Source organism: Streptacidiphilus melanogenes (genome assembly GCF_000787835.1).
GTDB lineage: Bacteria > Actinomycetota > Actinomycetes > Streptomycetales > Streptomycetaceae > Streptacidiphilus > Streptacidiphilus melanogenes.
In genome coordinates this window covers 1-13,760 of the sequence record NZ_BBPP01000056.1, presented here as the reverse complement: position 1 = coordinate 13,760, position 13,760 = coordinate 1, and the positions used below count along the sequence as shown (strand labels likewise).

The following is a 13,760-nucleotide window of genomic DNA, read 5'->3' as shown; positions in this document are numbered from 1 at the left end:
CCCGCTGAGTCGCACCTTCGGACAAGCCGGGGTCGACGCATCGTCAAGCGCGGACACTTCCCGCCAACTCGCCTGCTGCGTACCGTCGGAGACCGTGACGCTCCCCTCCGGGTCCAACCAGCCGCCGCCACGCGCGCCGCGCCCCAGCCGCGCCCGTATGGTGCTTCTCGCTGTGGGCCTCGCGGGCATCGTCGGCATCGGGTTCGCGAGCGGGGACCCCCTCGGCGAGTGGGTGGTCCCCGGGATCGTCGTCGCGGTCCCCGTCATCGGGCGCATCACCAAGTACGTCCGAGCCCGACGGGCCAGGGCGGAGCTCTTCCAGCAGCCGCGTCCTGTGGATCCCCGCAGGCAACAGCGCATCAGATCCTGGACCGCAGTGGGAATCTTCGCGGTGCTCGGCGCCGCCGCGATCCTCGGCGCCAAGTCCGGCGACCGCCTCGGCACGGGCATCGTCGTCGGGGTCGTGGTGGCCATCGTCGCGTTCCTGGCGCTCCCCGGGACCTGATCCGCGGCAACGCGACCTGAGGTCGGCTGGGTCCGCTCCGTCTTCCGGGGGTTCTTCGGGGACGGCGCGGCGGATCTGCGCCGGGATCGCGCCTGGTCGACGGCAAGGTACGGGTCATGAGAGCCGTGTCGTGTGCCGTCGCCTGTGCGCTCGTCTGGTTGGCCCCGTGCCTCGGTCCGTCGGCCGCCGCCCTGCCGTCGACCGCTGCCCTGCCGTCGACCGTGGCCTCGCCCGGGTCCGTGGCGGAGACGATCGCGCCCGGGGTGGACTACCGGGCGTTCACCGTGCCCACCACGCACGGCGGCGCGCGGGTGTACCTGGTGACGGTCGATCTGGCCCGGCCGGGTGTCCGGGCGGACCTGCTGAACCCCGGTGCGGTGGCCGACCGGCTGCCGGTCGCCCGGATGGCCGAGGACCGGGGTGCCGTCGCCGCCGTCAACGGCGACTTCTTCGACATCTCCGAGGAGCAGCACCCTGGTGTCCAGGCGACCGGTGCGGCCTCCGGGCCCGAGATCGGCGACGGCCGTCTGCTCAAGTCGGCCGTCCCGTACGGGCAGCGTTTCGGCCTGAGGCCGCCCGGGGGCGACACCGACGAGGACGTCGTCGGTGTGGGTGCGGACGGGAGGGCCCGTACCGCACGCATCACGCTGTCCGGCAGCATCCGCTCACCGCACGGAACCCTCCCGCTGCGCGGCCTCAACCAGTACGCCCTTCCCGAGGGGTCGATCGGCGCCTTCACGTCGGACTGGGGAACGCGCTCGCGCGAGCGCGCCGTCTGCGGAACCGACGAGCGGCGCGCCGCGCCCTGCACCACGGACGTCCGCGAGGTGATCATCCACCGTGGCGTCGTCCAGTCCGTCGCCGACGAGGCAGGAAGCGGTGGGATCGCCCCGGACTCGACCGTGCTCCTAGGCCGGGAGGCGGGCGCTGACGCTCTGCGGAGCCTGACCCCGGGCACTCCGGTCGAGGTCGACCACCGTCCCGTGTCCACCACGGTCGTCCCCTTCGCCTTCGCGCTGGGCGGCTATCCCGTTCTCCGCCGCGGCGTGCCTCTGCCCGATCTCGACGCCGTGGAGGCCACGCCGCGTTCGGCCGTCGGCATCGCCTCGAACGGGCGCCTCCTGCGCCTCCTGTCCACGGACGGCCGGGAGGGGACGTCCAGCGGCCTGACGATGGCCGAACTCGGCAGGCTCCTGCAGGCGCTCGGCTGCACCGAGGCCGTCTATCTGGACGGGGGCGCCTCGGCGACCCTGGCCGTCAGGGACCCCGCGAGCGGTCGCGTGACCGTTCGGAACAGCCTGGACCACGGCCTGGAACGACCGGTCCCCAACGGCATCGGGATCTTCTCGGACTCGGGGCACGGCGGCTGACCCGCCTGCGGGAGCGTGGGGAGCCGCCTGCGGGCCGCCTGCGGGCAGTACGCAGGCCACGACTCGTCGAACGAGACTCCCCCGGCGCGGCTCTAGCCGTGGGTCGGTGACCAGCGCGAGGATGTTTCCATGACGGTTGCCGATCGCGCCATGGAACAGTTGGCGTCATGGTCCAGCCTGGCTCACCGCCCCTCTGACTGCGTCACCGGTGAGGCCCTGTGGGCCGGAACCCGGGAGATCGCCCACCTGCACGGCGACCGTCGTGTGGCGCTCTGCCTGACCACGGACACGGTCATCCGCCTGCGCGACGAGCTGGAGCTCTGCAGCGCGGTGCGGCTTCGGCCGGACTCCCCGTGGGTCACCGTCGTGGTGGAGTGCGACACGGATGCCGACCTGCTGATGACCCTGGTCAGCGCGGCGCTCCAAGCCCACTCGGCACAGCGCCCCATGCCCGAGACCGCCCCGTGCGACATCGACCAGAGCACAATCATCCACCTGCAGGACACGCCGACTCAGCGACCTGGCGCCACGCCTGGGAGGACGCATGCCCGACGCATCGCCCGACGACGAAACCATTCTCGACGTCACCCGGCGGCTTGAGGCCGCCTACCGGGACCGCTGCAGCCCCGAGCAGGTCTCCGCCGCGGTCTCCGCCGCCTTCGAGCACTTCAAGGACAGCCGCATCCGGGACTTCGTACCGGTTCTCGCCGAGCGCGTCGCCCGCGTCGCACTCGACGGCCAGATCCGTCCCGACGGCCAGATCCGTCCGGACGGTCAGACCCGTCCGCACGGCCCGGCGCAGGCCGTCGTCGATCCCGCCTCGTCGGCGTGACCGGGTTATCTGGTTGACGGTTCGGCGGCCGAGCGGTTCTCCTGCTGCGGTGCCCGAGACGTCCAAGCTCAGCTTCGCGGAGCCGGTAGGCGACGCCATGCTCGCCGACTGGCGGCATGTCCACAACGTGATCATCCCGACCGACCCCCTGTCGCTCGCCGACGTGCGCGAGCGGGCCGGGCGCAACCACCTGGAGGTCGCGTACCTCGACGGCGAGCCGGTGGGGTGCTCGACCGTCCGCCCGCCCACCGGCGACAGTCCGTCCACCGGCACCGTGATCGCCCGGATCCTCCCCGCCCATCGCCGCCAGGGCTTCGGCGAGCAGCTCTACCAGCGCGCAGTGGAGCGCGCCCGCGCGCTGGGCGCCACCGTCGTCGAGACCGTCGTGCTCGCCTCCAACGAGGACGGCCTGCGGTTCGCCGAGTCCCACGGCTTCGTCGAGATCGACCGCTACGTCCTCCCCGGTGACACCATCGCCTACGTCGACCTGCGCCTCGCCTGACCGAAGCCCCACAGCGGACCGTCCGGCCCGAGACCAGCTGAAGGACCGACAGGATCGACAGGATCGCCAAGATCGACAGGTTCGGCGAGAGGGACGGGGTCCACGTGCTCCGCGGCTAACCTCCGGCGCCTGGAAGGGTGGCTAACCTCCGGCGCCTGGAAGGGTGCGGTGCCGGTTCGCGGGGGTGGCGGCTTCGTCGGGGGCGTCGGGGGTGGCGGCTTCGTCGACGAGGTTCTGCTCCAGGCGTTCCAGAGTGCGCAGGGCAGCCGCACGCTCGTCGTCGGACATGTCGCCGGTCACGAGGGCCTCGAGTCGGCTCCAGACCTGCTCGACCTGGCGGCGCAGGGCCTGGCTGGCGGCCGTGGGCTCGATGATCGACGCGCGCCCGTCGGTGGGGGAGGGGCTGCGACGGACGAAGCCGGCCTGTTCCAGCCGCCGGACGGTGCGGGTCATGGTGGCCGCGTCGGAGTCCATCAGCCGCACCAGGTCGGTCTGCCGCTGGGGGCCGAGTTCCCACAGGTGCATCATCACCAGCTCCTGGCCGGGGTGCAGGCCGATGGGGCGCAGGAGCTGCCCGGCGAGCATGCGGTGCAGGCGCGCCAGGCGGAAGATCGCGTGGCTGACCGGTCCGCCGCCGGCCGCTGCCGGAACCGGCACGGTGGCCGAGGCCTCCGCGCCCGTCTCCGCGGGGCCTCTTCCGGGTCCCGCTGGGGGTTGCGTCATCTCTTCCTCTCATCCCTGCTCGGTCAAGTAATTCTAGCGTCGGCCGCATGCCAGGGTCGGTCTTCTTCCGCCTTGTGGGTGGAGGGGCGCATCGCTGCAGGCAAAGGAAGTGACCTAGGTCACATATGCATCGTGGAATCGGCCGGTGGCATTTACTTGTTCGAACAGCTATCTACTTCGACGGGCCCGCAGTAGGGACCCGGAGCACCACTCCTGCCGAACGAGGAGAAGACCATGACCACTGCATTCGATCCGATCGATCTGGGCGGCAGCCGCCTCGCGAACCGCGTCGCGATGGCCCCGATGACCCGCAGCCGGGCCTTCGGGCCCGGCGCCGCGCCGACCGAGCTGATGGCCACGTACTACGCACAGCGCGCCGGTGCCGGGCTGATCGTCACGGAGGGGATCCAGCCCTCGCCGGTCGGCCAGGGCTACCCCGACACCCCCGGCCTGCACACCGACGCTCAGGTGGAGGCGTGGCGGACGGTCACCGACGCCGTCCACGGCGCCGGAGGGGTGATCTTCGCGCAGCTGATGCACACCGGCCGGATCGGCCACCCCAGCCTGCTGCCCGACGGCCTGGCGCCGGTGGGGCCCTCGCCGGTCGCCGCCAAGGGCCAGGTCTACACGCACGAGGGCCCCAAGGACTTCGTGACGCCGCTGGAGCTGGGTGACGCGGAGATCCGGCAGACGATCGCCGACTTCGTCGTCGCCGCCAACCACGCCGTCGCGGCCGGGTTCGACGGCGTGGAGATCCACGGCGCCAACGGCTACCTGATCCACCAGTTCCTCGCCCCCAACAGCAACCGGCGCACGGACGACTGGGGCGGCGACGCCGAGGGCAGGATCCGGTTCGCCGTCGAGGTCGTCTCGGCCGTGGCGGAGGCCATCGGCGGCCACCGTGTCGGCCTGCGCATCTCGCCCGGAAACCCGTTCAACGACATCGCCGAGCCCGACCCGGGTGAGGTCTACCCCGCCCTGCTGGACCGGCTCGCCGGACTGGACCTCGCCTATCTGCACCTGCTGGAGGGCCCGGACCGCGACCTGACCGCCCGGCTGCGCAAGGCCTGGCCCGGCACCTTCGTCCTCAACCCGTTCACTCACCCGGACGCCACCGGCCCCGATGCCCTGGCCCTGGTCGAGGACGGCAGCGCGGACATGATCGCCTATGGGGCGCTCTTCCTGGCCAACCCCGACCTCCCCGCCCGACTGGCCGCGGGCGGCCCGTTCAACACCCCGGACCCCGCCACGTTCTACGGGGGCGACCACCGCGGCTACACGGACTACCCCGCCCTGGACGCCTGAACGCCTGAACGCCTGAACGTCTGTGCGCCTGAACGCCTGAACACCTGAGCGGCGGCCTGGCCGACACCGCCGCAGAGAGATTCCGAGCGCGGATTTCCGCATACGCACTCCGCGTACGGATGCCGGGCGTGCGCCGATCCCAACCGCCACACCACCCCGCAGGGAGTTTCGAGATGTCCAAAGCCATTGCCTTCGCCGAGTACGGCTCGCCCGACGTACTGCGGCTGACCGAGGTCACCCCGCCCGAGCCCGGCCCCGGTCAGGTCCGGATCCGGGTGCGGGCCGCGTCCGTGAACCCGTTCGACATGAAGATCCGATCCGGCCGGATGGCCACGGCCGCTCCGGCCCACTTCCCCGTGATCCCCGGCCTGGACGCGGCCGGGATCGTCGACGCGGTCGGCGAGGGGGCCCACGTGGCCGTGGGCGACGAAGTCCTCGGCAGCACCCCTGGCGGCAGCTACAGCGAGTACGCCCTGCTCGACCGGCCGGTCGCCAAGCCGTCGGCCCTGTCCTTCGAAGCCGCCGCCTCCCTGGTGACGGTCGGTCAGACCGCACAGCGCGTGCTGGCGCAGCTGGGCGTGGAGCCCGGCCAGACCCTCTTGGTCCACGGCGCCGGCGGAAGCGTGGGCTTCGTCGCCGTCCAGCTGGCCGTCGCCCATGGCGCCACCATCGTCGCCACCGCTGGGGAGCACGACCTCGAACGGGTCACCGCGCTCGGGGCCACCACGGTCCGCTACGGGGACGGCTGGGTGGACCGGGTCAAGGCGGCCGCACCCAACGGGGTCGACCGCGTCTTCGACACCTCCGGTGCGGGCGTGCTCGCCGAGTCGGTCGCCCTGGCGGGGGACAGCGCGAAGGTGATCACCATTGCCGACATGTCCGCCGCCGAGCACGGCGTCCGCTTCAGCGCGGGCGGCGGCGACCAGTCGGGGGTGTCCCTCGCGGAGCTGGCCAGGCTCGCCGCCGACGGCAAGCTGACCATCCCGGTCTGGCGCACCTACCCCCTGGCGGAGGCGGCCCAGGCCCAGGCCGATCTGGAAGCCCGCCGCAACCACGGCAAGGCCGTGCTGATCCCCTGAGCCCATCCCTTGAGCTGGACGTGGAACGGCGGCGGCGGACCTCGACCGGTCCGTCGCCGCCGTTCCCTGCTCGTCCGTGCGTCGGGGCGTCCGTGCGTCAGCCCGTCAGCCCGTCAGCCCGTCGGCCCTCAGTGCGTCGGGGCGTACGGGCGCATCATCTCGTTGTCCTCGTGGTCGATGATGTGGCAGTGCCAGACGTAGCCCGGTCCCTCGGTGGGGTCGAAGTCGAAGCGGTTCTCGCCCGGCTTGACGGCCCCTGCGCGGATCGCCGTCGGCGCCCAACGGGCGATCACCCTGGTGACCATGCCGGGCATGATGTTGACGGTGTCCTTCCAGCCCGCCTCACTCGGGTCCGGAGGGATGAGAGGGCCGACGAGGTGCGGTCCGAAGGCGGGGTTGCCGCCCAGCGCGCCGTCGCTGTTCGGGGTGAGGTAGTCGCGGGGTGGGCCGTAGCCGGGGATGACCGTGCCGGGCGGGTAGTGGACCTTACCCAGGGTGCCGTCGCAGTTCTGTCCCTCGAAGGTGCCGCCGGGGAACTCCGACGCCCACGACCGCATGTAGGAGCGGAAGTCGACGTTCTGCCGGTTGAGGACCTGGAACTGGATCAGGTGGATGTGCATGGGATGCGCGAACATGGCGATGTCGAGCATCTCCCAGACCTCGGTCGCACCGACGCGTGGGCGCTCGGTCAGCCACAGGCCCTGGCCGTACCGGTCGGGCCGGGAGCCCGTGATCGGGGTGTCGGTTCCGGCGCGCAGGCCTGTCCAAGGGCTGTTGTTGACAAGCGCGATGAGCGTCCCCGGGGTGGCGGGCGGTGGTGGCGTGTAGCACTTGACGGTGTCCTGCTCGTTGATCACCAGTTGGCGCCTGGCGTGCACGGGGACGCCGGGGGCCACCTGGCCGGTGCGGGGGTCCGCGAGCCGGACGATCGGGGCCGGTCGCCGGTGGCCGCCGCGCAGCGGTTCGCAGGAGGCCGGGTCGTACGTGGTGTCCTGGCCGCAGAGCGGGAGGCGCACGTCGATGCGCATGATCTGGCCGTCGAGGGTCGGGTCGGGGGCCTGACCTCTCGGGAACGAGTGCACCGCCGTGTTGGTGAGGATCAGTGAGGCGCCTTCGAGACCGGCGAAGTCGATGATCACGTCGGCGCGCTCCGCCGGTGCGAGGGCGAGCCGGGGCGCGGAGGGTCGACCGGGGGTGTTCAGTTCGGCAGGGCTGTCGAGCAGTCCGCCGTCGGTGCCGATCTGCCAGAACGGAACCGCGGACGGCGCGTCGTGCCGGTCGGCGTTCGGCGCGTGGGTGAGGTTCATCGACAGATAGCGGCCGTTGCATCCGTTCAGGAAGCGGAAGCGGTAACGGCGCGGTTCGACGGTGAGCACCGGCCAGGTGCGGCCGTTGACCACCATCGCATCGCCGAGGTAGGCGGGGATCCAGTACGGGTGGGCCTTCGGATTGGGCGGCGGGCCGACGATGGTCTCGGCGGCCTTGTTCGAGCCGTCCGGGAACAGCAGCTGTCCATTGGTGTCGAACTGGCGGTCCTGAATGGCGAGTTCGATCTCGTAAGGGTCTGCCGGAAGCCCGAGCGGGTTGTCCGGCCGACCCGTGTCGTACCTGTCGCGGACGAGGTAGAAGGCGGCGAGGCCGGCGTACACGTTGAGCCGGGTCACGCCCAGGGCGTGGTCGTGGAACCACAGGGTGCAGGCCGACTGCGTGTTCGGATACCGGTAGACGGCCTCGTTCGCTGCGGCCCGGCCGTGGGTGGCGTATCCCGGGCCGTGCAGGCCGTTCGCCGTGAACCATGCGTCCGGTCCGCCGTCGTCGGCGGACGGCACCTCGCCGCCGTGCAGGTGCGCCACGGCCGGGATCGGGCCGCGATAGGGCTCGAAGGACTCCATCCGGTGCAGCGGGTCGGCCCAGTGGATGGTCTGGTCGACCGTCAGCAGCGGTGCCAGCCGCGAGCCGTGGCCCGTCCACGGCAGCCTGTTGACATAGCGGACGGTGGTGGGGCGTCCCTCCCAGGCCTCGACGGTGCAGCCGGGCCAGCTCGCCGGCCGGTCCGCGACCTGGTACCCCCACACCCAGGTGCCCGCGGCGTGAGAGCGCGGATACATCCGCGCCGGCAGCACATGCTGCGGGAACTCGACGAACGAGGTCGTCATCGAGGAGGCGCCGACCCGCTTTCCGCTGAACGTCGGCAGTAAGGTGACATATTTGGGGATGCGCGCGCCCGGTAGGGCGGTCTGCGGCCGCAGAACCGATGCCGCGGCCGTCTGCGGCCGGAGCAGGCCGCTGATGCCGGTGGCGGACACGGCCCCGAGGTATCCCGCGGCGGCCAGCAGGCGTCGGCGGCTCAGTTTTTTCTCGGACAAGGCGGGCCTTCCTGGGGAGCTGCGGCACCGCCCGTCTGCCCAGCCGCAGCTGGCCCGCCGCTGACAACCATCCGATATGCGCGTTTCGTCCATGTACATGCGCATGTGTGACTACGCAGAGCATACGACTTGTCACTCGGCGCTCAAGGAAGCGCGTCAGTCCGGCGTTTCGAGGTCCTGAGGGCGCCGCTCGGTCCCACCCGCGTCCCGCGCTTCGAAGATTCGATTGCTAGATTGCGCAACCGTGCAACTGAATGGTGGGGACCCCGCGTCCCAAAGGTTGCCAGCTGCAGACGAGTGAGGGAAGTGACGATGACCGTGGACCGGGAGGACGCCATACCCGGCTTGCGCGACGCGCGACGCGTCGCGCCGCAGGGCCGTGCCGTCCGAGGCAGGCCGGGCGGCCGTGCGAGGCGCGTCGCCAAGGTCAGCGGAATAGTCCTGGCCGCGCTCGTGCTGACGACCGCCGGGGCGGGCGTCTGGCTCTACGACAAGCTGAGCGGGAACATCAACACGGTCAACCTCGGCGGCAACACCAACCTCGGCACCGAGAAGGCGGACGCCTTCGGCCGGACCCCGATCGACATCCTGGTGCTCGGCACCGACGCCCGGAACACGGCCGAGGACTGTCGGCTCGGCGGCGACTGCGGCAGCGGCGGGTACGGCAACGCCGACGTCGAGATGGTCGTCCATATATCCGCCGACCGCTCCAACGCCACGGTCATGAGCATCCCGCGCGACACCATGGTCCACGTCCCGGCCTGCACCGATCCGAAGAACCCGAAGAACGCCACGCAGGGCTACTACGGGATGGTCAACAGCGCGCTCGGCTACGGTCCGCTCTGTCAGATGCAGACCGTCCACCAGCTCACCGGCATCCCGCTGAGCCACTTCATGATGATCAGCTTCTCCGGCGTGGTGAACATGTCCGACGCCGTCGGCGGCGTCCAGGTCTGTGTCGACCGCAACGTCTACGACACCTACTCCCACCTCAAGCTGGCCAAGGGCGGCCACACCCTCAAGGGCGTCGCCGCCCTGGAGTTCGTGCGCTCCCGGCACGGCTTCGGTGACGGCAGCGACCTGGGCCGCACCTACGCGCAGCACATGTTCCTGTCCTCGCTCATGCGCAAGATGAAGAGCGCCGGGACCCTCACCGACCCCACCGCCCTCTACGGCCTCGCGAACGCGGCCACCAAGGCCCTCACCGTCGACAGCAGCCTCGGCAGCGTCGGCTCGCTGCTCGGACTGGCCGCGGACGTGGCCAAGGTCCCCACCGACCGCATCACCTTCACCACCATGCAGACCATGGCCGACCCCAGCAACGCCGAGCGGGTCGTGCCGGCCGCCAGTGCGCAGGCCATGTTCGCGGCCATCGCCAACGACCAGTCCCTCAGCGGCGGTTCCGCCGCCAAGCCGTCCGCGGCCCCGAGCAGCGCCCCCGCCCAGCCGACGGTCCCCCCGGCGGACGTCTCCGTGCGCGTCGAGAACGGCAGCGGCGCGACCGGCCGGGCCGGGGACATCGCCGCGGCCCTGACCGGCAAGGGCTTCGCCGGCGCCACCGCGTCCAACGCCCCGCAGCAGACGGCGACCACGGTGGTGCGCTACCCCGCAGGGGACAAGGCCAAGGCGCAGACGGTCGCCTCCGCGCTCGGCATACCCGCCGGACGTCTGTCCGAGGACTCCGCCGTCAGCCGGGTCACCCTGGTCATCGGCACCGACTGGTCCAGCGGCACCAGCTACCCCGGTGGCAGCGGCAAGCCCGCGCCCGTCAGCACGCACGAGGCGCTGTCCGACTCCCACGCCGAGACCGCCGATCAGTCCAACACCTGTGCCCCGGTCAGCACGTTCAACACGGTCGAACTCAACGGCGTGCCGATGACCCCCAGTCAGGCGTACGCCCGCGCCACCAACGTCCCCGACTCCGCGCCCTGAGCGGGGCGACGGCCCGCGTGGCCTTCGTCGACTGGGGTGGTCCGGGCGGCCTTGGCGGTCCGGGCGGTCAGTGGTCGGTGCGGCGGGCGCGGTAGCACTGCGTGAGGTAGGGGAGCTCCACGTGCGTGCGTCCGCTCAGGGTGGGGTGGTGGTCGAACAGGGAGCGGACCTCCGCGAGGAGGGTCTCGCGTTCGGCAGCAGCCATGGTGATCACGTAGCTGCGTGAGGCCACCAGGTCGACGAGCTGGTCGCCCGTCAGCGTGTGGCGCCACTCGACGTCGAAGCGCTCGACCGGCCCGAACAGGCCGGGGTGGTCGGCGAGGCCCTCCACCCCCTCGCCACCGGTGGTCCGGGCGCCTTCCGGGTTCAGCAGCCGGCCCAGGGCGGCGACCCAGTCCTCGCGCTCGTCGCGGATGTTCCAGAGCATCCCGAGCGTTCCGCCCGGTCGCAGCACCCGGGCGGCCTCGGGAACGGCGACGGCGGTGTCGACCCAGTGCCAGGCCTGCGCCGCGAGCACGACGTCGGCGGACGCGTCCGCAAGCGGGATCGCCTCGGCGGAACCGGCGAGCACCCGCGCGTCGGGCACCGCGCGCGCGAGCTGCTCCCGCATGCCCTCGGACGGCTCGACGGCGCTGACCCCCAGACCCCGCGCGCACAGCGCCCGCGTCAGCTTCCCCGTCCCCGCGCCGAGGTCGACGACGTCGCGAGGAGCTACCGTCCGTCCCTCCGGGGCGGTGGCGAGCAGCCAGTCGAGCGCGGCGGCGGGGTACTCGGGGCGCCCGCGCTCGTAGGCGGCGGCAGCGGCGCCGAAGGAGTTGGCCTGGACGGCGCGGTCGGCGCGGTCGGTGCGGCGGTGATCGGCGTTTTGGTGATCGGCGTTGCGGTCATCGGTGTGGTCGGGGTCGGTGTGGTTGCGGTCGGTGTGCATGCGGCTTCTCCCACCCTGGCGACTGTTCGCAGCCGATGCTTCCGGGTGCTCGTTCAGCCGGGCAACCCATATCCGGCCGGACTGTTACGCACGTCACTCCGGCAACAGGGCTCATCCTGGTTTTATTAGCAAAGGTAATGAGCTAGGGTAACTAATATGCCTGAGTTGCCGGAGTCGACGGACGACGACGTGGCGATCGCCACGCTGAGGTCCGCGGTGATGCGTCTGGCGCGGCGGCTGCGCCATCAGCGGGTGGAGGAGTCCCTCACGCCCACCGAGATGCAGGTCCTGGCCACGCTCGCGCGTTGCGGGAGCGCCACCCCGGGGGAGCTCGCGCGCCGCGAGCACGTGCAGCCGCCGTCGATGACACGGATCATCGCCATGCTGGAGGAGAAGGGCCTGGTACGGCGCGAGCCGCACCCCCAGGACCGTCGGCAGGTGGTCGTCAGCAGCACCGAGCGGGCCGAGAGCATTCTCGACCAGAGCCGGGCCAAGCGTGACGCCTGGCTCGCCCAGCTCACCTCCGGGCTGACCGAGGAGGAGCGGGCGGTGCTGCGCGCCGCCGCGCCCGTCCTGGAGAAGCTCGCGCAACTCTGAACCGCACCGTCCGACCGCGTTCACCGCATGACCGCGCCGCCGGAGCCGCAGCTCAGGCATACGAAGGAGAGAAGAGAGAAGAACAGCACAACAACCGCACAGGGGACGCGCAGCTTTGCATTCGTCGCACGGAGAGTCAGACACCACAGAAGCCCAGACGATCGAGACCCGGACGAGCCGGGAGCACAACTTCACAAGCACCAAGCGCGGGGGCATGTTCTCCGCACTGCACAACCGCAACTACCGCTACTTCTTCGCGGGACAGGTGGTGTCCAACTCGGGCACCTGGATCTCCCGCATCGCCCAGGACTGGCTGGTGCTCAGCCTGACGGGCAGCGCCTTCGCCGTGGGCGTGACCACGGCCATGCAGTTCCTGCCGGTCCTGCTGTTCGGCCTGTTCGGCGGCGTGATCGCCGACCGGTTCCCGAAGCGGCAGCTGCTGATGGCCACGCAGGGCGCGATGGGCCTGCTCGCGGCGGGCCTCGCCGCACTGACCCTGGCCGGGGTCGTCCGGCCCGAGCACATCTACGTGTTCGCCTTCCTGCTCGGCCTGGTGACGGTCGTGGACAACCCGGCCCGGCAGACCTTCGTCGTGGAGATGGTCGGCAAGGCCGACCTGGCCAACGCCGTCAGCCTCAACTCGGCCAACTTCCAGACCGCCCGGCTCGTCGGTCCCGCGATCGCGGGCGCGCTGATGGCCGCTGTGGGCGCCGGCTGGGCGTTCGCCGTCAACGCGGTGTCCTTCGGTGCGGTGATCCTCGGCCTGCTGGCGATGCGGAGCAGCGAACTGCGCCGCCAGCCCGAGCTCCCGCGCGAGAAGGGGCAACTGCGAGAGGGCCTGCGCTATGTCGCGGAGCGGCCCGACCTGATCTGGCCGATCGTCCTGATCGGCTTCATCGGCACCTTCGGCTTCAACTTCCCGACGGTGCTCTCGGGCTTCGCCTACTCCGTCTTCCATGTCGGACCCGGCCAGTACGGTCTGCTCAACACCGCCCTGGCGATCGGTTCCCTGGTCGGCGCGCTCCTCGCGGCCCGCCGCGCCCGGCCCCGGCTGCGCCTGCTCGTCGCGGCCGCGCTCGGCTTCGGCCTGCTGGAGGCGGTCGCCGGCCTGGCGCCGGACTTCTGGGCCTTCGCGACGCTGCTGACGCTGGTCGGTCTGCTCGGCCTCACCTTCAACACGGCGGCCAACGCACTGGTCCAGCTCCGTACGGCGCCGGAGATGCGCGGCCGGGTGATGAGCCTGTTCATGATGGTCTTCGCGGGTGGCACGCCGCTCGGCGCACCGGTGGTCGGCTGGCTGACACAGCAGTACGGGCCGCGGGTCGGCCTGTTCGCCTGCGGCCTCGTCTCGGCGGGCGCGGCGGCCCTGATCGGGCTGGTGCTGGCGCGGATCGGCAATCTGCGGCTGCGGCTGGACCTCGCTCACGGGTTCGGCCAGGAGGGGCGGGTGCTGGCCCTGGTGCCCCGCTGACCGGTGCCCGCTGATGTGATCAAATCCCGGCTGAGCTGGGGGTTTTCACTCTTGTGAGTGATTGAACGGGAGGGGACGGGGTGTCAAACTTGTTCTATGGACGCCTCGATGTTCGGGGGCGGGTGTGAGGGGGGAGAGGCGTCCATGGGT

The 13,760-nt window shown here is 71.4% G+C and carries 13 protein-coding genes; 10 read left to right on the top strand and 3 right to left on the bottom strand.

Annotation, left to right across the window (positions count from 1 at the left end):
• Nucleotides 1-157 precede the first annotated feature (157 nt).
• From TR49_RS35370 to TR49_RS35350, 5 genes are all read left to right on the top strand, one after another.
• Complete coding sequence (locus TR49_RS35370) at nucleotides 158-505, top strand: hypothetical protein (protein WP_152627623.1); 348 nt, start codon at nucleotides 158-160, stop codon at nucleotides 503-505.
• A 116-nt stretch (nucleotides 506-621) separates the two neighbouring features.
• Nucleotides 622-1,875 (top strand): phosphodiester glycosidase family protein, encoded by a 1,254-nt coding sequence (locus tag TR49_RS35365; protein ID WP_084725761.1) that lies wholly within the window; start codon nucleotides 622-624, stop codon nucleotides 1,873-1,875.
• 129 nt (nucleotides 1,876-2,004) lie between these two features.
• Entirely contained in the window at nucleotides 2,005-2,475 is a 471-nt protein-coding gene (locus TR49_RS46910) for a luciferase domain-containing protein (RefSeq protein WP_052434917.1), read from the top strand.
• Nucleotides 2,420-2,707 carry a three-helix bundle dimerization domain-containing protein gene (locus TR49_RS35355; protein ID WP_042389588.1) on the top strand — a complete coding sequence of 96 codons (288 nt, stop codon included), beginning with the start codon at nucleotides 2,420-2,422 and terminating at the stop codon, nucleotides 2,705-2,707. Before TR49_RS46910 ends, TR49_RS35355 begins: the two co-directional genes overlap by 56 nt.
• A gap of 97 nt (nucleotides 2,708-2,804) precedes the next feature.
• Nucleotides 2,805-3,209, top strand: coding sequence for a GNAT family N-acetyltransferase (locus TR49_RS35350; protein ID WP_042389629.1), 405 nt, complete (start codon nucleotides 2,805-2,807; stop codon nucleotides 3,207-3,209).
• Between the two features lie 141 nt (nucleotides 3,210-3,350).
• Here TR49_RS35350 and TR49_RS35345 read toward each other — a convergent pair whose 3' ends face one another.
• Nucleotides 3,351-3,932, bottom strand: coding sequence for a MarR family winged helix-turn-helix transcriptional regulator (locus TR49_RS35345; RefSeq protein ID WP_042389585.1), 582 nt, complete (start codon nucleotides 3,930-3,932; stop codon nucleotides 3,351-3,353).
• A gap of 234 nt (nucleotides 3,933-4,166) precedes the next feature.
• On the opposite strand from TR49_RS35345, the gene TR49_RS35340 reads away from it, so the two are divergent.
• Both TR49_RS35340 and TR49_RS35335 read left to right on the top strand, forming a co-directional pair.
• A complete protein-coding gene (locus TR49_RS35340) occupies nucleotides 4,167-5,237 on the top strand; it encodes an alkene reductase (RefSeq protein ID WP_042389583.1) in 1,071 nt (356 codons plus the stop codon).
• 173 nt (nucleotides 5,238-5,410) lie between these two features.
• Nucleotides 5,411-6,316, top strand: a complete 906-nt coding sequence (locus tag TR49_RS35335; protein ID WP_042389581.1) for an NADP-dependent oxidoreductase — start codon at nucleotides 5,411-5,413, stop codon at nucleotides 6,314-6,316.
• A 128-nt stretch (nucleotides 6,317-6,444) separates the two neighbouring features.
• Here TR49_RS35335 and TR49_RS35330 read toward each other — a convergent pair whose 3' ends face one another.
• Nucleotides 6,445-8,682: a multicopper oxidase family protein gene (locus TR49_RS35330; RefSeq protein WP_052434916.1), complete on the bottom strand. Its 2,238-nt coding sequence runs from the start codon at nucleotides 8,680-8,682 to the stop codon at nucleotides 6,445-6,447.
• A 312-nt stretch (nucleotides 8,683-8,994) separates the two neighbouring features.
• On the opposite strand from TR49_RS35330, the gene TR49_RS35325 reads away from it, so the two are divergent.
• Nucleotides 8,995-10,614, top strand: a complete 1,620-nt coding sequence (locus TR49_RS35325) for an LCP family protein (RefSeq protein WP_084725760.1) — start codon at nucleotides 8,995-8,997, stop codon at nucleotides 10,612-10,614.
• 67 nt (nucleotides 10,615-10,681) lie between these two features.
• Here TR49_RS35325 and TR49_RS35320 read toward each other — a convergent pair whose 3' ends face one another.
• Nucleotides 10,682-11,542, bottom strand: a complete 861-nt coding sequence (locus tag TR49_RS35320) for a class I SAM-dependent methyltransferase (RefSeq protein ID WP_084725759.1) — start codon at nucleotides 11,540-11,542, stop codon at nucleotides 10,682-10,684.
• A 156-nt stretch (nucleotides 11,543-11,698) separates the two neighbouring features.
• Here TR49_RS35320 and TR49_RS35315 point away from each other — a divergent pair, with 156 nt between their 5' ends.
• Together TR49_RS35315 and TR49_RS35310 are read left to right on the top strand one after the other, a co-directional pair.
• Nucleotides 11,699-12,139, top strand: a complete 441-nt coding sequence (locus tag TR49_RS35315) for a MarR family winged helix-turn-helix transcriptional regulator (protein WP_042389579.1) — start codon at nucleotides 11,699-11,701, stop codon at nucleotides 12,137-12,139.
• Between the two features lie 214 nt (nucleotides 12,140-12,353).
• Nucleotides 12,354-13,610, top strand: coding sequence for an MFS transporter (locus tag TR49_RS35310; RefSeq protein WP_084725758.1), 1,257 nt, complete (start codon nucleotides 12,354-12,356; stop codon nucleotides 13,608-13,610).
• The last annotated feature ends 150 nt before the right edge of the window (nucleotides 13,611-13,760 follow it).